We start from the raw sequence: 23,214 nt of genomic DNA on the forward strand, positions 1-23,214 counted from the left end.
GGCCTCGAAGCGTTCCAAACGATGTGCGGCTTAGTTGCGGTTGCCGAATAGGCGCAGGATGAACAGGAACATGTTGATGAAGTCGAGGTACAGGTTCAGCGCCGACATGATGATCATGTGCTGCTCGGCACCGGTGCCGGCGACCTGCGCGTACATGCTCTTGGTACGCTGCGTGTCGTAGGCGGTGAGGCCGGCGAAGATCAGCACGCCGACGAAGCTGATCACCATCGCGAGCGGACCCGAATGGAAGAACAGGTTCAGCAGGCTCGCCACGATCAGGCCGACCAGGCCCATCATTAGGAACGTGCCCATCGCCGACAGATTACGCTTGGTGGTGTAGCCGTACAGGCTAAGGCCACCGAACGCCGCTGCCGCCGCGAAGAACGACTGCGCGATCGCGATCGGCGAATACACCAGGAAGATCGTCGACAGCGACAGACCCATCGCCACCGCAAAGCCCCAGAACATCAGCTGCATCGTACCGGCCGTCATACGACCGCCGCCAAAGCTCATCGCGAAGATGAAGCCGAGCGGTGCGAAGCTGATGATCCACTTCAGGATACCGCCACCCAGGAACACCTGCGCGGCCATGCCGCTGGCGACGAACGCCAGCGCCACGATGCCGCTCAGCAGCACCGCCGACATCATATAGTTGTAAACAGACAGCATATAGCGCCGCAGACCCGCGTCGAACGCGCCTGCACGCGCCGCCGAATCCGCCCCGAAGGGGGAGGCGCTCGAACGGGGATCAGACCAGTTGGCCATTGCAATTCATCTCCTTGACCGGCCAGATGCCGGACTACTCCTACGAATATCGGCCTTTGCGTGCGTGTTTTCAAGCAAATCCGCCTGCAGCCGATGTCGTTGTCTTGTGTTAATGAGGTGTTGCCATGCACCGACTTTTTGTTGCTCTGCGCCCGCCGCGCGCGATCCGGTCACTGCTGGCCGGGACGATGCACAGTATCGCCGATGCGCGCTGGCAGGATGACAGCCAGCTCCATCTCACCGTCCGTTACATTGGTGAGGTCGATCGCCGCATGGCGGAGGACATCGCGATCGAACTCGGCCATGTCCATGCCGGCACGCCAGCGGCGCGTATCGCCGGCGTGGGCGCGTTCGACCGGCGCGGCCGGATCGACGCCGTGTGGGCCGGCGTGACGCCGCACGAGGCGCTTTCCGGGCTGCATCGCAAGGTCGATCACGCCTTGGTCCGGCTTGGTCTGCCGCCGGAGGGTCGCGCCTACCTACCGCACGTCACGCTCGCCCGCCTGCCGCGCACCGCCGATCCGGTCGAGATCGAACGCTGGCGCGCGGCACAGGCCGGTCTCACCAGCGTCGCCTTTCAGATGGAGCACCTCATCCTGTACGAAAGCACGCTCGGCCACGACGGCGCGCGCTACGACACCATCGCGCGCTGGCCGCTGGGCTGACCGCCCGGGTCACATCCCGTCGATCATCTCCGCCAGCACTTCCAGGCACGCGCCCGCCAGCCGCTTGCAGCGTTCCGGCGACCAGCCGAATTCGGCGTCGGCATTGGCGTCATGGTCCTTGAACGGCATTTCCAACGTCATCCCGACCGCGCCGAAGCGGTGCGCGACCTGATTGGTTGACATGGTAAGATTTGCCTTGCCCGGCGCCGACTTGCCGTAGCCGAGTTCCATCTGGAAATCGGGCGAGTGCGCAGACAGGCGGCGCTGGAACGCGTAGAAATGCTCGCCCTGCGCGTCGGTCCAGTTGGGAATCCCCTCGAACCCCGCGATGAAGTTGGCCGGGATAGACTCGTCGCCGTGCACGTCCATCGCGAAGGCGACGCCGGTCGCATCCATCGCATCGCGCACGCACAGCACTTCCGGGCTGCGCTCGGCGGTCGGTGCGTGCCATTCGCGGTTGAGGTTCACACCCGCCGCGTTGGTGCGCAGGTGACCGCGAAAGCTGCCATCCGGGTTCATGTTGGGGACGAGGTGGAACGTCGCCTTCGCCCGCAGTGCCGCCGTCACCGGGTCGGCAGTGTCGGTCAGCCGCTCGAGCGCACCTTCCATCCACCATTCCGCCATCGTTTCGCCGGGGTGCTGGCGCGCATAAAGCCACACCGGCTTCGGTCCGTCGCCCACGCTGAGGCAATCGATCGCGCGCCCGTCGAGGCTTTGTCCGAGTTCGCGGTGCGTCACCCCCGGTTCCCGCGCCATGCGCGCGATCAGCGCGTCGTGCCGATCCAGCGTGTACGGCGCGAAATAGGCGAACCAGACGAGTTCGTCCTCGCCGGTCGAGCCGAACTTCAGCACGCCGTCGTCGTAACGCGTTTCAGCCAGGCGCCACGTCTCGCGGTCGGTGCTCATCCGCACCTTGTAGCCTGGCCAGCCCGGCGGATAGGCCGAGCCGGCAGCGTTGACGATCCGGTAGGTGAGGGCGCGACCCTGCGCGCCCGCAACCCGGAAGTGAAACCACTGGTAGAAGTCGCTGCCCGCGTCGGTGACGATTTCCAGCGTGACGGTGTCGCCCTCGATGCCGAGGACACGGATGTTGCCGCTGTCGAATGCGGCGTTGACGGTGATACTCATCGTACCGTGATAGTGCGACCCGATACGCCCGGATAGTCCCGGAACAGCGCGCTGGCGAGTTTGTGCGCGGCGGCGTCCGCTTGAGACGCGGCGGCGGTTTCCGGCGCCGCGGTGCGTGCGCGACCTTCCCAGATCACGCTGCCGTCGCTGCGGCGCTTGATCTGCACTGATAGCTCGGTGAGGATCATGTAATGGTGCTTGGCCTTGCCGATCGGGAACGAGATGCCGCCGCCAAGGCCGATCCCGCCGCCTCCGCCGCGCCGCCCGCCACCGGTGAAGCCGCCTCCGCCAAGGCCCAGCGAAAGGCCCGATCGCCGTGCGGAGGCGTCCTCTTCGGTCGTGCGGGTGAAGCCGACCACCGCGAGGAACTGACCGGCGTCGTTACCTGCCGGCGCGCCATAGCCATACCGCATCAGTTCGGTCTGCACGGCGGCCGCATAGGTCTTGAACTCAAGGCTGGCGGGCGATCCGCCCGGTGCCGGCTCGACCGCGAGCGTGCCCGTCACCATCGGCGCGCCAAGGTGGAAGCGCGTCACCTGCACCGGCCCACCCGCGGTCGTCGAGCAGCCGGCCAGCGCCAGCCCGGGGAGTGCCATTGCCACTGCAAACAACGCTTTCATGTCTTCGCTTCCTTACCTTGCGAACGCTCGTTACCTAGGTGAAACGCTTGTCGCGTGCCATCGTATCCCAAAGGTTCCCGCAGGATTGTGTCGGTAGCCCGAGATTTTTCAGAGGTCCGCCGCCTTGACTTGGCGTCGGCGCAACTCTAGGCGAGCGCCTTCTTTTTCCGCACCTCTAAAGCAAGAAGCGAATCGATCATGAAGATCCGCAATTCCCTGAAGTCGCTCAAGGACCGGCATCGCGACAACCGCGTGATCCGCCGCCGTGGCCGCACGTATATCATCAACAAGACCAACCGTCGCTTCAAGGCCCGCCAGGGCTGATTGCAAGCGCGGTGCCGTCCGTCGTTATCTTCGACATCGGCAACGTCCTGTTCGATTGGAACCCCCGGTTCCTCTACGAGCGCCTGATCGACGACGATCGGGCGCTCGATGCGTTCCTGCGCGACGTCGCGACCAAGGAATGGCATTTCCAGCATGACGCCGGACGCCCCTTCGCCGATACCTCGGCGGAGCTTGCCGCGTTGCACCCGCAGCATGCCGATCTGATCGCCGCCTGGGGGCCGCGCTTCAATGAGCAGCTTGGCGATATGCTGCCGGGCATGCGCGCGCTGGTCGACGATCTCGACGCGCGCGACGTGCCGCTCTATGCGATCACCAATTTCTCCGCCGAGTTCTGGCCGCCGTTCCGTGCGCGTGAAGCGGCGCTGTTCGACCGGTTCCGCGACATCGTCGTGTCCGGCGACGAAGACCTGACCAAGCCCGATCCCGCCATCTACCATCTCGCGCTAGACCGCTTCGGTATCGCGGCGGATGATGCGGTGTTCGTCGACGATCGCGCCGACAACGTCGCCGCCGCCGACGCGCTCGGCATTCACGGCGTACTGTTCACCGATGCGGATGTCTTGCGCGCAGATCTGTCGCGGCTCGAACTTCTGTAAGCGGCGGCTGCCCGCGACATTATCAGCCCAAAAACTGTATGGTTGCATGACCGATTTGTCATGCTGTTCCACGGATACATCCGCCTCGGACCTACGTTCATGCGACGGGCCGGCACAGGGTCGTCCCTGAATGGGGAGTCCTGCTAATGAACCAAACGCCCTTTCTGATCGGTTTCTCGGTGATGGCGCTCGCTTCACTGGCGATCTATGCCACCGGAAAGAAAACCGCGCCGCTGCGACACCATACCCTGCTGCACGCAAGCGTGCCGTTCATCGCCGCAACCGCCTATCTGGCAATGGCGTTCGGTATCGGTACGCTCGTCAAATTCGACGGTTCCGCCACCTATTTCGCTCGGTATCTCGACTGGTCGGTCACGACGCCGATCCTGCTGTCCGGTCTCGTGCTCGTCGCATTCCATGAACGCGGCCGAACCGGTGAAGTCGGCGGATACCTCACCTCTATCATTGTGCTCGACGTGCTGATGATCGTTGCCGGACTGATATCGTCGGTGATCGACGCTCCCGTCGTGAAGTGGATCTGGTTCGCTTGGTCGTGCGCGGCGTTCGTCGGCGTGCTTTACCTGCTGTGGGCGCCGCTGCGCGCAATCGCCACACAACGCGGACCTGCGCTGGGGGCGGCATATACCAAGAACGTCGCCTTCTTGACGGTGATCTGGTTCCTCTACCCGATCGTGTTCGCGGTCGGCCCGGAAGGCCTGAAGATCATTTCCGACCCCGCATCGGTTTGGGCGATCCTCGTCATGGATATCGTCGCAAAGGTGGTCTACGCCTTCTACGCCGCCGGCAATGTCGATCGGGCGCTTGGTAGCGACGCCGAAGTACACGCCGGTCGCGCGTGACCATTCGCGCTCCGGCCCTCGGCTGGGGCGTGCTGCTGGGGGCGGCGCTTGCCGCTGCCCTTGGCCCGCTCATGGTTCAGCTGCTGTTCGCGGTGGTGGCGATCGGTGTACTGGGCATGGCGCACGGTGCGAGCGACCTCGCCATTCTCGCACCAAGACAACGCAGGGGATTTCTGGCTGCCTACGGCGCGACATCGGTCGCCTGCCTGATCTGGTGGGTTGCCTATCCTGCCGTCGCGTTGCCGGTGTTCCTGATCGCGTCGGCGCTGCATTTCGGCATGGAGGATGCGCCAAACGGTTCCCCTGTCGAGCGTATCGCGCGTGGTGCCGGGCTCGTCGTGATACCGGCGGCTCTGCACCGGACCGCGTTGCAGAGCCTGCTGCACTATGCCGGTGGTGCCGAGGTTTCGGTTGTGCTGATCGCGGCGCTCGCCTCGGCCGGTACGCTGTGTGCGATCGGTCTGCTCGCCACCGCCGTCGTGCGGCGCGACGCGCGACTGCTGACGGGAACGGCGGCGTTGCTTTTGCTGCCGCCGCTGGTTGGCTTCGCAGTCGGGTTCCTGGTGCTGCACGCGTTGCCGCAAACCAGCGAACGCCAGCGCCGCCTCGGGTGCGCGACCATCGGCGCGTACCTCTGCGCCACTGCGCCGATCCTTGTGGCGGCGTTGCTGCTCGTGGTGGTCGTCGCCTTGGTGGTGTTGCGCCATGATCCGAGCGGCGTGCGCGCGCTTTTCGCCGGAATCGCCGCCTTGGCGATGCCGCACCTGCTGGTGACGCCCTTGTTCGAACCGGCGCGCGATGTCGAACACGGGCGGGAAGCCGTGGGGAGGCGTTCGGCGCGGATCGGATCAGTGCCGCAGCCTTAAAGGTCGCTGTCTTCCGCTGCCTGCGCGACGGTGTCGATCTCGCGGAGCATCGTGACGAACGCCGCCACTCGCCCCGCATCGAAGCCGCCGAAGATGCGGCGTTCCAGTTCCAACGCCTTGGGTGCGACCTGCTCATACAGCGCCTGTCCCGCCGGAGTCAGCCTGAGCAGGTGCGAGCGGCGATCGCCGGCGTTGGGCATGCGCTCGACCAGACAGCGTTCGACCAAGGCAATCGCGGCGCGACTCACCGTCACCTTGTCCATCCGCGTCTTCACGCCGATCGCCTGTTGGGTGATGCCGTCGCTCTCCGCGATGACCGCGACCAGCCGCCACTCCGGGATCGTCAGGCCGAACAGCGCCTGATACGCCCGCGCGATCCGGTCGCTCACCAGGTTGGAGGTGAAGGACAGCCGAAACGGCAGAAAGTCGTCGAGCGTCAGCGCAGCGTCGGTCATCGCGCCAGCCTATGGCGCGTAGCGGCGCGGTTCAAGCGCCGGGCAGGCGTGCCTTGGGAAAGCCCGCCCATGCCGCGTCATAGTCGGGCTGAGCATGCTCCAGCGCGTACGGGGTCGGGCGATATGGCCAGCAGCTTTCGACCATGAACGCCATCGTCCCATCGATCTTGCGCGGTTGCAGGTCCGCCTCGCTCGCCGCGCGCCAGCTCGCCACGTCCGGGCCGTGGCCCGCCATAAGGTTGTGCAGCGACAGCCCACCCGGCGCGAAGCCGTCCGCTTTGGCATCATAGGCGCCGGTGATGAGCCCCATCGCCTCCGACATGACGTTGCGGTGAAACCACGGCGGCCGGAACGTATCCTCCGCCACCATCCAGCGCGGCGGGAAGATCACGAGATCGGCATTAGCGCGCCCCGGCACATCCGACGGTGAGGTCAGCAGCGTAAAGATCGACGGATCAGGATGATCGAAGCTGACGCTGCCAATCGTGTTGAACCGCGCCAGATCGTACCGCCAGGGGCTAAGATTGCCGTGCCACGCCACCACGTCGAGCGGACTGTGGTCGAGCGTGGTCGTCCACAGGCTGCCCAGCGATTTCTGCACAAGCTCGCATGGTGCGTCGACATCCTCGAACCACGCCACCGGCGTCTCGAAATCGCGTGGGTTGGCAAGACCATTGGCACCGATCGGGCCGAGATCGGGCAGGCGGAACAACGCGCCGTGGTTCTCCGCGATGTAACCGCGCGCAGCGCCGTCAGGCAGCAGCGCGCGGAACCGCACCCCGCGTGGGATCAGCGCAATTTCGCCGGGCGCCACGTCGATCCGGCCCAGTTCGGTCAGCAGCGTAAGCCGCCCCGATTGAGGCAGGAAGATCAACTCGCCGTCCGCGTCCACGAAGGCGCGGTTCGTCATGTCGCGGTTGGCGGCGTAAAGGTGGACCGCCACACCCTCCAGATCGGCGGGATCGCGGTTGGCGAGCATCGTGGTGATGCCGTCGATCAGATCGGTCGGCTCGGCCAGGGCTGGGGCGGGCGACCAGCGCAGCCGGTTGGGCGCGAGCGGTTCGGGGCTGGTGCCTGGCGCGAACCGCTCTGCGCCTTGGTAGCGGGTATAGGGTGGATGCTCGGCGGAGGGACGCAGCCGGTAGAGCCAACTGCGCCGGTTCTCATGGCGTGGCGCGGTAAAGGCGGTGCCGGAAAGTTGCTCGGCATATAAACCGAACGCGGGGCGCTGCGGCGAGTTGCGGCCGATCGGCAGCGCGCCGGCTACAGCCTCTGTGGCGAAGTGATTGCCGAAGCCGGAGAGATAGTTCGTCATGGCGCCTACGTCCTATGCCTGCTTCGCCGGGGAAGGGCGATGTCTCAGCCCTCCACCGACACCACCCCGCGCCGGATCTGGTCCAGCTCGATCGATTCATACAGAGCCTGGAAGTTTCCGTTGCCGAAGCCCTGATTGCCCTTGCGCTGGATGATCTCGAAAAATATCGGCCCGAACATGTTCTCGGTGAAGATCTGGAGCAGCAGCCCCTCCGTCTCGATATCGCCGTCGATCAGGATGCGGTTCTGCTTCAGCCGCGCAAGATCCTCGCCGTGGCCGGGCACGCGCTTGTCGACCAGTTCGTAATAGGTCTCGATCGTGTCCTGCAACCGCACGCCCCGCGCACGCAGCGCCTCGACCGTCGCGAAGATGTCGTCGGTGGTCAGCGCGAGGTGCTGGATACCCTCGCCGTTATACTCGCGGATGAATTCCTCGATCTGGCTCTTGTCGTCCTGGCTCTCGTTGAGCGGGATGCGGATCGCCTTGTCGGGCGCGATCATAGCCTGGCTGAACAGACCGGTAGCCTGGCCCTTGATGTCGAAAAACTTCTGTTCCTCGAACCCGAACAGCGTGCGGTAAAACGCGCTCCACACCCGCATCTGCCCGCGACGGACGTTGTGGGTGAGGTGATCGAGCAGATCGAGGCCGACACTGTTCGCCGCTTCCCGCTCGCGCCATCCCGGGAACTCTGCCCAATCGGCGTAGAGGTCCACGCCGTCTTGAACGAAGTACAGATACGATCCGCCGATCCCCTGAATGACGGTGTCGTCTTCCTCCGTTGGCTTGGCTCCATTGGCCAGCGCCCACTCCATCGCCTTGGCGGGATCGGCAACCCGGAACGCCATCGCACTGGCGGATGCGCCATGTTCGCCACGGAAGGCGGCGACGCGACCAGCCTCGTCGCGGTTGATCATCAGATTGATCCGGCCCTGCTTGTAGCGGGTGATGTTCTTGGCCGGATGGCGGTGCGTGGCCGTGAAGCCGATCTGCTCGAGCTGCCGCCCCATGCCGACCGGATCGGGCGAGGTGAACTCGACGAACTCGAAGCCATTGAGGCCTAGCGGGTTCTGCTGCGAATTCTGGGGCGGGTTATTTGCGGCATCCTGTTCCATGTCGCGAGAATATGGTTGCAGGCAGATGGTGTCAAATGAAACGATCTGCCGTACGTCTCGTTCCGTCGTAGCTCAGCCGGTCCGTCGCAAGACATTGCGTGCACCGCCGACGATGCGCGACAGGATCAATTCGTCCAGTCCCGCATAGCCGAGCCCCAGGTGATCCGGCCGCACGCTCGCCGTCGCGATCAGCCCCAGCGAACCGGTGCGCAACCCTGTCCGCCCGACCCGAGCCCAGCGTCGCGCCGTCTCCCATCGCAGCAGCTTGCGACTGGCCGCGTCCGGCCGGCGCGTCTCGATGAAGTGCGCCTGCAACCGCACCAGCGCATCGCCCAGCCGGCGCAACGTGGCGCGATCGGGCACCGGCAGCTGCCCCATGACGTAATGGACCAGCAAAGACGCCACGTCCTCCGCCTCCTCGCCGAGGTGATCGCGATGCGCATCCGCCAGCACCGACACCGAACACGCACGCAACTCGTCCACCCGGCGCTGCGACAGGCTGCCGCGCGTGCGTCGATAGGTCATCAGTTCCTCATCGAGCCGGGCAATCGTGCCGAACTGGGCGATGCGGTGGTAGAGGTCGTAATCCTCCGCGCAGATCAGCTCCGGCCGCATGAAGATATCGAGCCGCCGCGCCGCGTCCGCGCGGATCATCACCGAGGACCATACCAGCGGATTCTCGATCTTGAGCAACCATTCGATCACGCTCGGCGTGGTGATGGGGGCAAGCGTCGGCGGCAGCACCGCGCCTTCGTCGAGGATGTTGGCGGCGGTACCGAGCAGCACCGTATCAGGGTGCGCGTCAAGGTAGGCGACTTGCCGCGCGAACCGCTCCGGATGGCAGAGATCGTCATGGTCCAGCGCGGCGAGGTAGCGTCCGCGCGCGTGTGCGAACGCGGTGTTGCGGGCACGTACCACGCCCTGATTGACCGGCTGTTCGATGATGCGAATACGCGCATCGTCGATGGTTTTCAGCACGGCGACGCCATCATCGGTCGAACGGTCGTCGACCACGATCAGCTCCCAATCGTCGAACGTCTGCGCCTGCAACGTCGCGATCGTCTCGCCGACAAGCGCCGCGCCGTTGTACAGCGCCATCAGCACACTGATCGTGGGGGCAGGGGAGGGCTGCATCGTCCCGGCTTATCGGCTGGCGGGTGCTAAAAAGCCGTTACGGCGCGGATGGAAGGGTGCCGAGCCGTGCCTCGATCCGGTCGAGCCGCTCGGCGATGGCGAGATCAATCTTCTCGTGCAGGCGCAGAATTTCCAGTTCGGTGCGCAGGTTGACCTCGTAATCGAGGCTCGCGGCGAGGCGATCCTTCTGCGACTGGCGGTTCTGGCTCATCATGATGACCGGCGCTTGGATCGCAGCGAGCGTTGACAGCATCAGATTGAGGAACATGTACGGATAGGGGTCGAACACCAGACCCCAGCGCGCCAGCACGTCGCTGTTGAGCAGCATCCACCCGAACAGCACGATCGTGAACGCGATGATGAAGCCCCACGAACCACCCACCGCCGCGACCCGATCGGCAAGCCGTTCGCCATAGGTCGAGCGTTCGTCAGCGACATCGGCGGCATCGCGCGCGATCGGCAGCTTCGACGCGATCTTGTCGAGCACGTTCTGCTGTTCGGGATCAAGCTGGCGGGTGTGCGCACCGAACATGCGCGATAGTGGGTTGTGCGGGGAAGGCATCAGGTCAGTCCACGATTATCGGCAGTTCGGGCGCGACATAGCGCAACGGGTCGAGTTCCACACGTTGCCGCCATCCTCCCGCTCCGCGACATGCATTAGGCCAAGACTGCCGAGATGCTCGCACACCATCGCGTTCCTGCGGCTGGGGATATACTCGCCGGTCAACCGCTTGGCACCGAGAGCAGGTGCGGTAGCGGCGACATGCGCTGGCAACGCTTCCTCGAAACGGCGGCCAAGCAGGTGGTGTTTCATCAGCCGCGTCTCGCGATGCCCTTCCTCGGCACCCCGCGCGAACACCGCCACGGTCGACGCATGGACGCGCCACGCCTAGCGCCTGCGCATCAAGGGAAAGCAGGATCGCATCGTCTTTGCTCTGCGCCGGCGTAGATACCGGATAGAACAGTTGCTGTGGCGCCTGTCGGTTATCGTCAGACCGACGCGACGCGCGGTGCCGACGCAGCTCGCCTGTCTTAATTTCGTCGCGTTGAGCGAAGCTGGTGCCAGTGCGCGCAATGACGCCGCGTCAAGCCGTTCTGCGCTGCGCATCGCCTTCAGACGCCTTTTCAAATCAGCAGGCGCGGGCAGGAGCCACGGCAGGCCAAACGGGTCGTGCATCGGCTCTGGGCTGTCGGTCAGGCGATGTTGCCGGTCAGAAACCTGACCTTGTAAAGGTCTCCGATCTCAGTGTCGGAGCCGCGTACGCCGAAGCGCTTTTCAACCGCGACATCGAAGCAGGTTTGGCGCTGGCTATCCCCTCCCGCGATCATCTCCGCGGGCAGATCGTCGCAATAGCCGATGTCGAACACGTCGCCCATTATCTCTGTGGCGGCGCCGGTGATCTCTTCGCGGTCCATGCAGTCGCCTCATGGCAAATCTGCCGTCGCTGTGGCGCAGTTCGCTCGCCAAGGCAACGCCCGAGCGGCGGACGCAATCAGAACGCGTTACGGTGGAGCAGCACCCGAAACGTCATAGCGATGATCATCAGATCGCGCCAAATCGACCAGGTGTCGAGATACTCGAGATCGGCCTGCAAGCGGTTGCTCAGGTCCGACTCGTGCACCGTCGCGCCGCGATACCCACGCACCTGCGCCAGCCCGGTCAGCCCCGGCTTGGCGGCATGGCGGTGCCAGTATCGGGTATCGACCTCCCAGAACAGCTTGTCGGCCGCCCGTGAGCCGAGCGCATGGGGGCGCGGGCCGACGATGCTCATTTCACCTTTCAGCACGTTCAAAAGCTGCGGCAACTCGTCCATACTGGTGCGGCGGATGACCTTGCCGACGCGGGTGATACGATCGTCGTCGCGAGATGCCGACCGGTTGCCGGCATGGTCGGATTCGAGTACGCGCATGCTGCGGAACTTGAGCATCTTGAACATCTGGTTGCCGCGCCCGATGCGGGTCTGCTTGAAGAATACCGGGCCAGGACTGTCGAGCTTGACCAGAATGGCGATTACCGCCAGAATCGGCAGCAGCGCTATCACGATAGCCAGTGCCAATGAGAAATCGAACCCCCGCTTCATGAAACGGTCGAACAACCCAAGCGGCCCGTGCGCGATAACGATCGTCGTTGCGCTGCCGTGATTGCCTAGGCCGAGTGGGGCGAGGTTATGTAGCTCCGGCGCGACGATCTCGCTCTGGATATTGGCACCTTTCAGCGCGTGTGCCCAAGCGGTGCGGCGCGCAGGGTCGCATGCGACGACAACACGATCCGCGCTTTCCAGCGACTTGGCGAGCCGGTCGTACATCACCGGATCATGTTTTTCGGGATCAAAAAACGATTCGGGCGAGATCATCACCGAAAACACGCCCGGCGGCACCGGCTGGCCGCTTTCGCAGATCAGGATCACGCTGAACGGATTGCCGCCGATGATCGACACCATGCGTTTCACGAACGTATACCGTGCGGCGATCATCGTCATCATCGCGAAGAATGATCCGATCGCCACCAACAGGCGCGGAAACCCCTCGGACGCGCGCACGCAAAATGCGACGAGGATCACTGCGCTGATCGCGATCACCAGCGCCTGCACGCCCTTCGCAATCGCACGGAACGGATCCTGCAAATTCGCCGCGGCATAGGCATGTGCGTTGAGTGCGGTAATGAGATACACCGGCAGCAGCACTGCGAGCAGCACCAGCCACACGCGGTCCGCGCCGAACTGCCCATGTAATACTGCCGCGATCAGGAATGATACGGTGATGGACAGGAAGTCGATCAACACCAGGGTAGTAAAGGCACGCGTCCGCAAAGCCGAAGCACGCGGGCGCCACCAAGGCTTCTCCGGCGACATCACCGTATAAGGATACCCGTTCTCTGGCGTCCACTCGGATCGTCCGATTTCCAGGTTCATGATCGCATCCTACACGTGGGATCAATGGTAGCGCGCCCATGAACGTACAGAAGATGATGCAAGTATGAAGCGGATATTTTGCTTAGCAGCATCAACTTACGTGATCAGCCGTTTCGGTCATCGCGTCTGTGTCGTCGGGCGAGTCCAATGTTCCTCGAAATCACTCGAGAAACCATAGCCGGTGTTTCACGAGATAATCGCGTCAAGCCTCCGGAACGGATATAACAGACCGGAACCGTGATAATGAGGGAGTGACGTTCAAGCGTCTGTTGACGAAGAAGCGCTAACGGCGTGCGGATTTGCTTCGAACAGGCCAAAGGGCGTGCACGCATCTTCCGCTGGTCGCTCGGCATCCACCCCGCAGCTCGTTTCGGCCGACTTGAGTCCTCAGTAACACGATCGCAGAACGCTGCTGACAGGTGCCATATTGGCGGCACCACGTGCAGCACCGCGCCGTAGTCGGGGCAGGTATGTCAAAGAGGGCCCCGGGCTATCTGGCGCCCTCGCCCGCCGATCAGCCAGCGAGCCGAAGCAACTCCTGCCGAACCTTGGGGATCGGCTGATCGGGCCAGATGCCGCGCGTGTCGTACACCTGCTTGTCCACACGCTCATCAAGCGGCACGGATTTGAATACGTCGTGATCGACCAGTACAATCATGATGCCGCAGCTCTCGATCGCGGTGTCGATGTCGATCAGGCCGGCACCGGTGCCCTTAAACTCAGCCGGTAGTGCGGCGGTATAGGGCTCGACAACCGCGATCCGGCTGCCGAAGCGGCGTGCCAGTTCGGCGGAGACTTTCAGCGCCGGGCTCTCTCGGAAATCGTCGATGTTCGCCTTGAACGCGAGGCCAAGGCACGCGACCCGTGCGCCCGGTTGCGCCTCGATCATCGCGGCGGCGCGCGCCACCACATAGTCGATCTTGGCATCGTTCACTTCGCGCGCGGTGCGGATCAGCGGCGAATTGGCCGGGTCGGCGTGGACCAGGAACCACGGATCGACCGCGATGCAATGGCCGCCGACACCCGGGCCGGGCGACAGGATGTTGACGCGCGGGTGGCGATTGGCGAGGCGGATCACCTCCCACACGTCGACCTCCATCGTATCGGCCAGCCGACTCAGTTCGTTGGCGAAAGCGATGTTGACGTCGCGAAAAGCGTTTTCGGTCAGCTTGGTCATCTCGGCCGCGCGGCTTGTCGTCGTGACACAGGCGCCCCGCACGAAGCGACGGTAGAACGACAACGCTTTGCGCGCGCAGCGTGGTGTGATGCCGCCGATCACGCGATCATTGTCGATCAGTTCGACCAGGATGCGGCCCGGCAACACTCGCTCCGGACAATATGCGATGGCGATGTCGGCGGCTTCTCCGGTCTTGCCCGGCACCTTCAGATCGGGCCGCAACTTGGCGAGCAGATCGCGCACCCGCTCGGTGGTGCCGACCGGAGAGGTCGATTCGAGGATCACCACGTCACCTGCCTTCAACACCGCCGCAATGGTAGTGGCGGCGCGCAGGACGTACCCGATGTTGGGCGCATGATCGTCCGCGAACGGCGTCGGCACCGCGATGACGAACACGTCGGCGGCCTCAACCTCGGTCGAGGCGCGCAGATTGCCGCGCGCGACCACGCCCGAGACTAGGCCGTCGAGATCGACCTCCTCGATATGTACCTTGCCCGAATTGACCGTCTCGACGACATGCGGGCTGACGTCGATGCCGAGCACCTTCGCGCCGGTCCGCGCGATCACCGCGGCGGTGGGCAGCCCGATATAACCGAGGCCGACAACGACGACCTTGAGTTCAGCATCCGAAACCATCGGCGACGATCCTTGCTATCCTTGCGGACGCATGACCATCGCCAAACGGATTGTGGGCGCGGGCCATGGCCGTGTACGCGCCCTTGTCGTCCAGTAGGGTTGATATTTCGGAAACGATTCGGTCGGAATCCGTCCCGATAAGCTTTGCCGTGCCCGCGTGTACGCCTTCGGGCCGCTCGGTCGTCTCGCGCATCACCAGCACGGGCTTGGCGAGGGCAGGGGCTTCCTCCTGCACGCCGCCGGAGTCGGTCAGCGCGATCTCGCACATGCCGAGCGCACGGATGAAATGCGGGTAGTCGAGCGGTGCGATCCGCGCGACGTTCGCCCGGTCGCCGAGCAGCGCGTCCATCACCGAGACGACATTGGGATTGGGGTGCACCGGGAACAGCACGGCGGTGTCGCTGCGGTCCGCGATCCGCCCGATCGCGCGCGCGATGCCCTCCATCCCGCCGCCGAAATTTTCGCGTCGGTGCGTGGTGACGAGGATCAGGCGCTTGCCCGCGAACCGCGCGGCGATATCGTCCAACCCCGCCGCCAGTGACGGATCGGCATCGAGCTTGGCGCGGGTGGCATGCAGTGCGTCGATCACGGTGTTGCCGGTGACGTGGATGGTCGAGGACGCGATATTCTCGCGACGCAGCGCTTCCGCGGCCGTCTCGGTTGGCGCGAAATGCTGATCCGCGATCGGCGCGACAATGCGACGGTTCACTTCCTCTGGCCACGGCTGATAGATGTCGCCGGAGCGTAAGCCTGCCTCGACATGGCTGACCGGCACCTTGCGGTAATATGCGGCGAGCGCACCCACCATCGCGGTGGCGGTGTCGCCCTGCACGATCACGCGGTCGGGCTGCTCCGCGTCCATCACCTCGCCAAGCCCGGTCAGCAATCGCGCGGTCAGCCGGTCGAGCGACTGGCCGGGTTCCATCAGGTCGAGGTCGATATCCGGGCGCAATCCGGCAATCTCCAGCACCTGATCGAGCAGCCCGCGATGCTGCGCGGTGACGCAGGTACGTACGTTCAGGCCGGGTATGGCCTTCAGCGCGGCGACCACAGGAAACAGCTTGATCGCCTCCGGTCGCGTGCCGAAGATGACGAGAACGGTGCGAAGCACGGGGGTTTGCATGGCGAAGCCTTGGCCGAGGTTGCGTTAAGGAGCAGCTAACTGCGTGAGTGTCACGCAGAACTCGCGACGCTTCGTCCTCCAACAGGCGTAATCCAGCGACCGCTCAGCGGTCCGACCCCCTGATCATGTGCAACCGACCCGGCGTTTCACGGCACGTGCCGGATGCCGTGCGCCGATGGTACGCGACTTTCACAGCCGGCACCGCATTACGGACGCGGGAGTGCCGCAACCCGCAAGAGTGGAGCGTCAGGGGACGAGCGCACCGCACGCCGGGCAACCCGGATCCTTGGGTAGCGCGATGGTGCGGAAGCGGAATGCCAGCGCGTCGACGAGCAGCAGTTTGCCCGCGCTGTCGTCTCCGAAACCGGTGATCGCGCGCAGGACCTCCAGCGCGGCGAGGCTGCCCATCACGCCGGCCATCGCGCCGAGCACGCCGGCTTCCGCGCAGCTGGTTTCGGGCCGATCGGGATCATGGCCGACGAAGCAGCGGTAGCAGGGCTTGTCCGCTTCCCAGCCGCGAAACACCGCAAGTTGCCCCTCGAACTGCGCGACCGCCGCCGACACCAACGGCACCCGCGCCGCCAATGCCGCGTCCGCCACCGCCAGCCGCGTCGCGAAACTATCGGTACCATCCAGCACCACATCCGCGCCCGCGATCAGCGCTGGCGCATTGATGGCGTCGAGCCGGGCCTGTCGGTTCTCGACGTGGACATGCGGGTTGAGTCGCGCCACCGCTGCCGCTGCCGCTGTCGTCTTAGCCGTGCCGACATCGTCGCCGCCAAAGATCGTCTGGCGTTGCAGGTTGGAGAGATCGACCCGGTCGTCGTCGATAAGAATTAGCAAACCGACCCCGGCGGCGGCGAGATACTGGATCGCCGGCGACCCGATCCCGCCAGCGCCAATTACCGCGACGCGCGACGCCCTGAGTTTCGCCTGCCCTACGCCGCCAATATCGCGCAGGACGATGTGGCGTGCATAGCGCTCCAGTTCAGCGTCGCTGAGCGTCATCCACGCCAGTCGTAGACGATGGTGGTGCGATACCACAGCTTACCTGCCCGGACCTGGAGGTTGGCCCGCGCAAAGCTGGTGACAAGACCGGCGCTATATTGCTCGACGGTCGGGCACCCCATCGCGCGCGGCACCGCACGCCGAACGGTACCGTCCGCATCGACCAGCGTCGCCACGTCCACTCTGACGACATAATGCCCGTCTACCGGTCTGGTGACCGCGCACCGTCCCGCGGCAATCTCGTCCGCCACGAACTTGTCGAGCGGCGCGGTGATCTGTGGCTGCACGACGAATGGCATTGCCGCGAGATTCGACCAGTCGCTTGGCAGCGGCGGTGCAGGATTTTGCACGTCGGGTGCCGCCTGGGCCAGCAGAGCAAGAGCCAACATCATCGTCCGGTCGAGCCGAAGCCGTCGTGGCCGCGCCCGGTATCGTCCAGCTCGGCAACCTCTTCGAACGCCGCGCGCTGAACAGGTGCGGGAACGAGCTGGGCGATGCGGTCGCCGCGCGCGATCTCGAACACGTCCGCGCCGAGGTTTGCGAGGATCACCTTCACCTCGCCGCGATAGTCGCTGTCGATCGTACCCGGCGTGTTGAGGCACGTTACACCGTGTTTGAGCGCCAGCCCCGATCGCGGCCGCACCTGCACTTCAAAGCCGGGCGGGATCGCTATTGCGAAACCGGTCGCCACCGCCACGCGTGCGCCGGGGGCGATCGTGGTCGCCTCGGCCGCCACCACGTCCATCCCCGCCGCGCCAGCGGTCGCATAGGCGGGCAGGGGCAGGTCGGTCCCGTGATCGAGGCGTTTGATGCTAATGGCGATCGTCGGCTGCGTCATGCTGCGTATCTTAGCGTACTGCCGGCGTTTGTCTAACCGCAGCGCGTCAGCCCGGTTCGGCAAGCGTGGCGAGGATACGGGCGGCAAGCCTGTCGGCGACCACCTGCTTTCCGCTCCGCTCCCAGCTTTCCAAGCCTTCTGCGGTGATGATGTGAACGGCATTGCTCTCACCGCCCATCACGTCGCCCGATACGTCGTTGGCGACGATCCAGTCGGCACCCTTGCGGGCGCGCTTGGCGACGGCGTGTTCAATCACGCGCTGCGTTTCCGCCGCGAACCCGATCAATAGGCGTGGCCGCTGCGGGCTGCGCGCGAGATCGGCGAGGATGTCGGGATTTTCGACGAGGTGGAGAACCGGCGTGCGGTCGCCCTTCTTGATCTTCTGGCCTGCGCTCTCGACACGCCAATCGGCTACCGCCGCGACCATTACGGCGGCATCGGCGGGAAGCGCGTCCACAACCGCCGCCGCCATCTCGCGCGCGGTCTCGACGTCGACGCGGGTGACACCGGCGGGCGTGTCGAGCGTGACCGGCCCCGCCACCAGCGTCACGCGTGCACCAAGGGCTGCCAGCGCCGCCGCGATCGCGAAGCCCTGTTTCCCCGACGACCGATTGGCGATGTAGCGCACCGGGTCGATCGGTTCGTGCGTCGGTCCGGCGGTGATGAGGATGTGGGGGGCGACGGCCGATCCGTCGCGCGGCGCCTCCCGCCGTTCCCCAGCGGAAGGCGGTACCGTCATATCCGCAGCGCCGCCTTGATCGCCGAGAGGATCGCCTCCGGTTCGGGCAGGCGTCCCGCGCCGAACTCGCCACATGCCATCGGCCCCTCGTCGGGTTCGAGCACGGTCACGCCATCGTCGCGCAGCGTCGCCACATTGCGACGGGTGGCGGGGTGTTGCCACATCCGCACGTTCATCGCCGGCGCCGCGAGCACCGGCTTGTCGGTGGCGAGCAGCACCGTCGTGGCGAGATCGTCCGCCATGCCCGCCGCCATCCGCGCCATCAGGTCGGCCGTGGCAGGCGCGACGACGATCAGATCGGCTTCACGGCTGAGCTGGATGTGGCCCATCTCCGCCTCGTCCTTGAGATCCCACAAGGATGTGAACACCTGCTGCTCGCTCAGCGCGGCAAGCGTCATCGGCGTGATGAACTGTTGCGCGGCGGCGGTGGGCACGCAGCGCACCGCGATGCCCGCCTTGCGACACAGCCGGATCAACTCACACGCTTTGTACGCGGCGATGCCGCCGCCGATGACCAGCAGGATCTTCATCGTACCACCCGTGTCACCGTGATCCGCCGCCGTGCCGCCGCAACCCGCACCAGATCGCGCAGGCCGTCGGGCGCGAACGCCAGACCAACGAGGAGCGTGGGCGCGATCATCAGCCCCCAATAGAAGGTGTCGGCACGCGCGAACAGCGCGATCAACACCGCATAGCCGGACATGGTCGCAGTCACGCGCAGGCCAAGCTCGCTCTGCCACGCCGCCCACCCGGCCAGCGCCAGCGCGACGAGCGGCGCCGCCAGCGCGAGCGGCAGCATCGTCAGCGCGGTCGAAGCCGCCATCGCCTGCACGAAGAAGCCGAAGCCGAGCATCCCACTCCACCCGGGCGACGCCGCATCGGTCGCATGAACCACCTCCGACACGGCATGCGCATGCAGCGCAACCACCACCACCAGCACGCCGAGCGACACCGCCCAGCCGGCCGCCTCACGGCGGCACCCTTGCGCAAATGCCAGCACCGCCATGATCCCGACGAACAGCGCGGCGGTCTCGCGAATTAGCATCGCCATCATGCCGAACGCCACCGCCTCGACCCAGCGGTCCGGCCGGCGCAGCGCCAGCGCCAGCGCGATCAGCAGCCCCGCCCAGATCTCGTGGAAGGCGATCAGGTCGCTCTGCACGAACGCGGCCATGCCCCCGGCGAGCAGTAGCAGCGCGACCACCAGCGGTACCCGGCGTGCGAAGGCGGGCCGCAGCCGCAGCCACCATGCCGCGAACACGCCGAGCGCAAGCAGGTCGAGCAGGATCGGCACCGCGCCGTTCGGCAGCGCTGCCTCGATCACCGCGAGCGTCGGCAAACGGAACGCGACGAACGGCTTCAGCGGGTAATCGCCCGCCCGGAGCGACCGTGCCGCCACGCTGTAATAATCGCCACCGGCGCGGACCCCATCGACGATGGTCTGGTACAGCGTCAGATCGGCCTGCGACGGATCGGCCGGCGCCCCGGCGGGAGCGACGACGCCGAGCGCGAGGAAACTCGCCGCCACCAACAGCGCGAGCGCCGCCAGCACCGCCCGTGCCCGCCCACGCGTCACCTGCGCGAAGCGGCTGGGGGCGGTGAGCCACAGCGGGGCGACCGGCCGCGCCACCGCCTTAGTGGAACGACAGCCAGGCGGCGGCGAAACTCACGCCGGCGCTTACCACCGCGACCAGAACGTAGCGCATCGCGCTGCTGCGTCCCGACCCGAGCACCGCGATCGGCCGCATCGGCGGCTCGGGCGGGGCACCGCCGGGGGAGGGGAAGTGCCGCTCAATATTGCGGACCAGTTCGGGGATGCGCGACAGCGTGCGCAGATCGGTGATGAGCCGATCCGCCACCGCCGCCTCCGGCCCAAGTTCGGTCCTGATCCATTCGCGCACGAACGGGGCCGCCGTGTCCCACAGGTTGATGTCGGGGTTGAGGCTGGTGGCGACGCCTTCGACCATCACCATCGTCTTTTGCAGCAGCAGCAGGTGTGGCTGCGTGCGCATGTCGAAGTCGCGCGTGATGTTGAACAGGCTGTCGAGCATCATGCCGATCGACATGTCCTTGACCGCCAAGCCCCGCATCGGCTCGCCCACCGCGCGCAATGCCGTGGCGAACTCGGCGACGTCGTGGTGCGCCGGCACGTAGCCCGCCTCGAAGTGGATCTCCGCCACGCGTTTGTAGTTGCCGGTGATAAGCCCGTAGAGGATCTCCGCCAGCCACACCCGCGCGCGCCGATCGATCCGGCCCATGATGCCGAAGTCGATCGCCGCAATCCGGTTCCCGGACAGCGCGAACAGGTTGCCCTGGTGCATGTCGGCGTGGAAGAAGCCTTCCGTGATCGCCTGCCGCAGGAACGCATGGACGAGCGTGTCGGCGAGCCGCGGCAGGTCGTAACCCGCCGCCACCAGCGCGGTGCGGTTGGACAGCTTGATGCCGTCGATCCACTCCAGCGTCAGCACCTTGCCGGTGGTGCGCTCCCAATCGATCTTGGGGACGACGAAATCGGGTTCCGCCGTCATTGCGTCGGCGAGTTCGGAGGCGGACGCACCCTCGCGCCGGAAATCCAGCTCGCGCGCGGTCCAGCGCTTAAATGTCGCGATAACGAGGCGCGGGCGCAGCCGGGCGAGTTCGCCGCCGCTCGCCAAGCCCTCGACCTGTGCCGCCGCCCACTCATACGTGTCGATCGCGCGGGTGAAATCGTCCTCCACGCCCGGCCGCAGCACTTTTACCGCGACGTGTCGGCCGTCGGTGGTGACGGCACGGTGGACCTGCGCGATCGACGCCGCGCCGACCGGCACCGGATCTATCGATGCGAACAGCGTGGCCGGATCCCGCTGGAACGCCTTGGCCATCGCCGCGTGGATCGTCTCGTACGGCAGCGGCGGCAACGCGTCCTGCAAGCGCAGCAGGTCGTTCGCCGCCTCGTCGCCAACGATATCGGGCCGCGTCGCCAGCGTCTGGCCAAGCTTGATCGCGGCCGGGCCGATCGCCTGCAACGCATCGGCATAGCGCGGCACCGGCGGCACGCGCGCGCCAAGCCGTGCGATCCGCACCAGCCGTTTGACCGCCGTAGGCGTGTTGGGATCGCGCTCGATCCCCTGCAAGGCACCATGACGCGCGAGGATGCGGCCCCATTTCAGGAGCCGCCAGAGATGGACGGCGGGGGCGGTCACGCCGGAGTCCTGCTCAAATCTTCCAGCCGCTGTGGATCGCCACCAGCCCGCCCAGCATCGGCTCGACCTTGGTCTGCACGAAACCGGCCTCGCCGATCATCGCCTCGAACGTCGGCATGTCGGGGAAGCGCCGGATCGATTCGATCAGGTAGCGATAGCTGTCGGCATCGTTGGCGAGCAGCTTGCCGAGTTGCGGGACCATCTTGTGCGAATAGGCGTCGTATACTTCGGCGAAACCAGGCCACACCGTCGTGGAGAACTCCAGGCAGAAGAACCGTCCGCCCCGCCGCAGCACTCGGTGCGCCTCGCGCAACGCCTTGGGGATGTCGGTCACGTTGCGGATGCCGAACGCGATCGTATAGGCGTCGAAGAAGCGGTCGGGGAATTGCAGCGTCTCGGCATTGGCCTCGGTCCACACCAGCCCATCGATGCCGCGCTTGGCGGCGCGGTCCATGCCGACCTTCAGCATCTCCGCGTTGATGTCGGCCACGGTGATCGACGCGCCCGAAGGCTCCATCCGGAACGCGATGTCGCCGGTGCCGCCTGCCATGTCGAGGATCTGCTCGCCTTCGCGCGGTTTCACCCGGCGCACGAAGCGGTCTTTCCAGATCCGGTGCATGCCGCCCGACATGGCGTCGTTCATCAGGTCGTATTTCGCGGCCACGTTGGAGAAGACGCCGCCCACCCGGGCGGTCTTCTCGTCTGCGGGGATGTCTTGATAGCCAAAGGATACGGTGTCGCTCATTCCCCCGCTCTAGCGGCGCCTTGTGGCGCGGGCAAACGCAACCTAGCTGCCAAGCGTTCGACCGCACGGGCGAACGGAGAATAAAGCGCGATGCCAGAATTACCCGAAGTCGAGACAACGGTGCGCGGCCTCACGCCGGTGCTGGAGGGCCAGCGGCTTATGCTGGTCGAGACGCGCCGGCCCGATCTGCGTCGCGCGTTCCCTCAAGATCTGCGCCAGCGGCTGACCGGCGCGCGTGTGACGGGGCTGGGGCGGCGCGCCAAATACGGCCTGATCCATACCGATCGCGATGACACGATGATCTTCCACCTCGGTATGTCGGGTCGCTGGCGGGTCGATCCGGGTGAACTGCTGCCGCACGATCATCTGGTTCTGGAAACGGGGGCAGGGCGCCGCCTCGCGCTCAATGACGCGCGGCGATTCGGCTCGATCGATCTGACGCCGACCGGATCGCTTGCCGCCTATCCCGCCTTTGTGGCGCTTGGGCCGGAACCACTCGGCGACGAGCTTTCAGCGGCGTATCTGGTCCAGGCGCTGGAAGGGCGGATCGCGCCGATCAAGGCGATGCTGCTCGACCAGCGCATCGTTGCCGGCCTCGGCAATATCTATGTCTGCGAAGCGCTGTTCCTCGCCGGCATCAGCCCGAAGCGAGCGGCCGGCCGGATCTCGCGCGCGAAGCTCGCCCGGCTGGTGGAGGCGATTCGCACGGTGCTGCTCGCCGCGATCGACGCGGGTGGCTCGACGCTGCGCGATTACGCGCGGCCCGATGGTGAACTCGGCTACTTCTCCAAACAGTTCGCCGTCTACGGTCGCGAGGGGGAGCCGTGCGGTTGCGGAGGCACCGTGTTGCGCTATGCCGATGGCGGACGATCGACCTTCTGGTGCAGCCGTTGTCAGCGGTAGGACCAGCGTTACGTCTTGACCGAATCAACCCCGCTGGCTAAGGGGCCTGCCTTCCGGCGCGGGGAAGCAATTCCGTACGCGTCATCCGAT

The 23,214-nt window shown here is 65.6% G+C and carries 25 protein-coding genes and 1 pseudogene; 6 read left to right on the forward strand and 20 right to left on the reverse strand.

All coding sequences use genetic code 11. The features are described 5' to 3' along the window. Window positions 1-30: 30 nt before the first annotated feature. Window positions 31-765, reverse strand: coding sequence for a Bax inhibitor-1/YccA family protein (locus OXR00_RS10835; RefSeq protein WP_267388247.1), 735 nt, complete (start codon window positions 763-765; stop codon window positions 31-33). Between the two features lie 125 nt (window positions 766-890). Between OXR00_RS10835 and thpR the strand changes: the two genes are divergently transcribed. Next, on the forward strand, window positions 891-1,430 hold the full coding sequence (gene thpR / locus OXR00_RS10840; protein ID WP_267388248.1) for an RNA 2',3'-cyclic phosphodiesterase: 540 nt from the start codon (window positions 891-893) through the stop codon (window positions 1,428-1,430). Between the two features lie 9 nt (window positions 1,431-1,439). On the opposite strand, the gene OXR00_RS10845 is transcribed toward thpR, so the two are convergent. Together OXR00_RS10845 and OXR00_RS10850 are read right to left on the reverse strand one after the other, a co-directional pair. Next, complete coding sequence (locus OXR00_RS10845; protein ID WP_267388249.1) at window positions 1,440-2,558, reverse strand: M14-type cytosolic carboxypeptidase; 1,119 nt, start codon at window positions 2,556-2,558, stop codon at window positions 1,440-1,442. Next, window positions 2,555-3,178, reverse strand: a complete 624-nt coding sequence (locus OXR00_RS10850) for a DUF4136 domain-containing protein (RefSeq protein ID WP_242150314.1) — start codon at window positions 3,176-3,178, stop codon at window positions 2,555-2,557. Before OXR00_RS10850 ends, OXR00_RS10845 begins: the two co-directional genes overlap by 4 nt. 198 nt (window positions 3,179-3,376) lie before the next feature. Between OXR00_RS10850 and ykgO the strand changes: the two genes are divergently transcribed. From ykgO to OXR00_RS10870, 4 genes are all read left to right on the forward strand, one after another. Next, complete coding sequence (gene ykgO / locus OXR00_RS10855) at window positions 3,377-3,502, forward strand: type B 50S ribosomal protein L36 (RefSeq protein ID WP_069205031.1); 126 nt, start codon at window positions 3,377-3,379, stop codon at window positions 3,500-3,502. 11 nt (window positions 3,503-3,513) lie between these two features. Beyond that, entirely contained in the window at window positions 3,514-4,119 is a 606-nt protein-coding gene (locus tag OXR00_RS10860; protein WP_267388250.1) for an HAD family phosphatase, read from the forward strand. 146 nt (window positions 4,120-4,265) lie between these two features. After that, window positions 4,266-4,979 (forward strand): bacteriorhodopsin, encoded by a 714-nt coding sequence (locus tag OXR00_RS10865; RefSeq protein ID WP_267388251.1) that lies wholly within the window; start codon window positions 4,266-4,268, stop codon window positions 4,977-4,979. Beyond that, window positions 4,976-5,845 carry a Brp/Blh family beta-carotene 15,15'-dioxygenase gene (locus OXR00_RS10870; RefSeq protein WP_267388252.1) on the forward strand — a complete coding sequence of 290 codons (870 nt, stop codon included), beginning with the start codon at window positions 4,976-4,978 and terminating at the stop codon, window positions 5,843-5,845. The genes OXR00_RS10865 and OXR00_RS10870 overlap by 4 nt, the downstream gene beginning before the upstream one ends. Here the strand turns inward: OXR00_RS10870 and OXR00_RS10875 are convergent. The 17 genes and pseudogenes from OXR00_RS10875 to OXR00_RS10955 all read right to left on the reverse strand — a co-directional run bounded on the left by OXR00_RS10875 (window position 5,842) and on the right by OXR00_RS10955 (window position 22,221). Continuing rightward, entirely contained in the window at window positions 5,842-6,300 is a 459-nt protein-coding gene (locus OXR00_RS10875; protein ID WP_242150326.1) for a MarR family transcriptional regulator, read from the reverse strand. The two genes, OXR00_RS10870 and OXR00_RS10875, sit on opposite strands and share 4 nt — an antisense overlap. A 31-nt stretch (window positions 6,301-6,331) precedes the next feature. Then, window positions 6,332-7,615 carry a homogentisate 1,2-dioxygenase gene (hmgA, locus tag OXR00_RS10880; protein WP_267388253.1) on the reverse strand — a complete coding sequence of 428 codons (1,284 nt, stop codon included), beginning with the start codon at window positions 7,613-7,615 and terminating at the stop codon, window positions 6,332-6,334. A gap of 44 nt (window positions 7,616-7,659) precedes the next feature. Beyond that, the gene (gene hppD / locus OXR00_RS10885) at window positions 7,660-8,727 is read right to left on the reverse strand and encodes a 4-hydroxyphenylpyruvate dioxygenase (RefSeq protein ID WP_267388254.1); all 1,068 of its coding nucleotides are present in this window, start codon (window positions 8,725-8,727) and stop codon (window positions 7,660-7,662) included. Window positions 8,728-8,799: 72 nt separating this feature from the next. After that, window positions 8,800-9,861 carry a glycosyltransferase family 2 protein gene (locus tag OXR00_RS10890; protein ID WP_267388255.1) on the reverse strand — a complete coding sequence of 354 codons (1,062 nt, stop codon included), beginning with the start codon at window positions 9,859-9,861 and terminating at the stop codon, window positions 8,800-8,802. Between the two features lie 37 nt (window positions 9,862-9,898). Beyond that, on the reverse strand, window positions 9,899-10,423 hold the full coding sequence (locus OXR00_RS10895; protein ID WP_267388256.1) for a DUF1003 domain-containing protein: 525 nt from the start codon (window positions 10,421-10,423) through the stop codon (window positions 9,899-9,901). A 15-nt stretch (window positions 10,424-10,438) separates the two neighbouring features. Then, entirely contained in the window at window positions 10,439-10,726 is a 288-nt protein-coding gene (locus OXR00_RS10900; RefSeq protein WP_267388257.1) for a hypothetical protein, read from the reverse strand. Window positions 10,727-11,055: 329 nt separating this feature from the next. Beyond that, a complete protein-coding gene (locus OXR00_RS10905) occupies window positions 11,056-11,277 on the reverse strand; it encodes a hypothetical protein (RefSeq protein WP_267388258.1) in 222 nt (73 codons plus the stop codon). Between the two features lie 77 nt (window positions 11,278-11,354). Next, window positions 11,355-12,773, reverse strand: coding sequence for a sugar transferase (locus OXR00_RS10910; RefSeq protein WP_267388259.1), 1,419 nt, complete (start codon window positions 12,771-12,773; stop codon window positions 11,355-11,357). Window positions 12,774-13,287: 514 nt separating this feature from the next. After that, entirely contained in the window at window positions 13,288-14,586 is a 1,299-nt protein-coding gene (gene wecC / locus OXR00_RS10915) for a UDP-N-acetyl-D-mannosamine dehydrogenase (RefSeq protein ID WP_267388260.1), read from the reverse strand. Continuing rightward, complete coding sequence (gene wecB / locus OXR00_RS10920; protein ID WP_267388261.1) at window positions 14,570-15,709, reverse strand: UDP-N-acetylglucosamine 2-epimerase (non-hydrolyzing); 1,140 nt, start codon at window positions 15,707-15,709, stop codon at window positions 14,570-14,572. The genes wecC and wecB overlap by 17 nt, the downstream gene beginning before the upstream one ends. Window positions 15,710-15,955: 246 nt before the next feature. Further along, on the reverse strand, window positions 15,956-16,717 hold the full coding sequence (gene moeB, locus OXR00_RS10925) for a molybdopterin-synthase adenylyltransferase MoeB (protein WP_267388262.1): 762 nt from the start codon (window positions 16,715-16,717) through the stop codon (window positions 15,956-15,958). Beyond that, window positions 16,714-17,109: a hypothetical protein gene (locus tag OXR00_RS10930; RefSeq protein ID WP_267388263.1), complete on the reverse strand. Its 396-nt coding sequence runs from the start codon at window positions 17,107-17,109 to the stop codon at window positions 16,714-16,716. The genes moeB and OXR00_RS10930 overlap by 4 nt, the downstream gene beginning before the upstream one ends. Beyond that, window positions 17,106-17,555, reverse strand: a complete 450-nt coding sequence (gene dut / locus OXR00_RS10935) for a dUTP diphosphatase (protein WP_267388264.1) — start codon at window positions 17,553-17,555, stop codon at window positions 17,106-17,108. The genes OXR00_RS10930 and dut overlap by 4 nt, the downstream gene beginning before the upstream one ends. A 46-nt stretch (window positions 17,556-17,601) precedes the next feature. Next, window positions 17,602-18,824 (reverse strand): annotated as a pseudogene (gene coaBC / locus OXR00_RS10940) (bifunctional phosphopantothenoylcysteine decarboxylase/phosphopantothenate--cysteine ligase CoaBC). Then, window positions 18,821-19,924, reverse strand: coding sequence for a hypothetical protein (locus tag OXR00_RS10945; RefSeq protein WP_267388265.1), 1,104 nt, complete (start codon window positions 19,922-19,924; stop codon window positions 18,821-18,823). Before OXR00_RS10945 ends, coaBC begins: the two are co-directional and overlap by 4 nt. A gap of 4 nt (window positions 19,925-19,928) precedes the next feature. After that, window positions 19,929-21,476 (reverse strand): 2-polyprenylphenol 6-hydroxylase, encoded by a 1,548-nt coding sequence (ubiB, locus tag OXR00_RS10950; protein WP_267388266.1) that lies wholly within the window; start codon window positions 21,474-21,476, stop codon window positions 19,929-19,931. A gap of 13 nt (window positions 21,477-21,489) precedes the next feature. Then, window positions 21,490-22,221, reverse strand: a complete 732-nt coding sequence (locus OXR00_RS10955) for a class I SAM-dependent methyltransferase (RefSeq protein ID WP_242150373.1) — start codon at window positions 22,219-22,221, stop codon at window positions 21,490-21,492. 90 nt (window positions 22,222-22,311) lie between these two features. On the opposite strand from OXR00_RS10955, the gene mutM reads away from it, so the two are divergent. Next, window positions 22,312-23,124: a bifunctional DNA-formamidopyrimidine glycosylase/DNA-(apurinic or apyrimidinic site) lyase gene (gene mutM, locus OXR00_RS10960; RefSeq protein WP_267388267.1), complete on the forward strand. Its 813-nt coding sequence runs from the start codon at window positions 22,312-22,314 to the stop codon at window positions 23,122-23,124. Window positions 23,125-23,214 lie beyond the last annotated feature (90 nt).

Origin of the sequence: Sphingomonas sp. GC_Shp_3, assembly GCF_026540945.1 — a bacterium.
In the GTDB taxonomy this organism is placed as follows: Bacteria; Pseudomonadota; Alphaproteobacteria; order Sphingomonadales; family Sphingomonadaceae; genus Sphingomonas.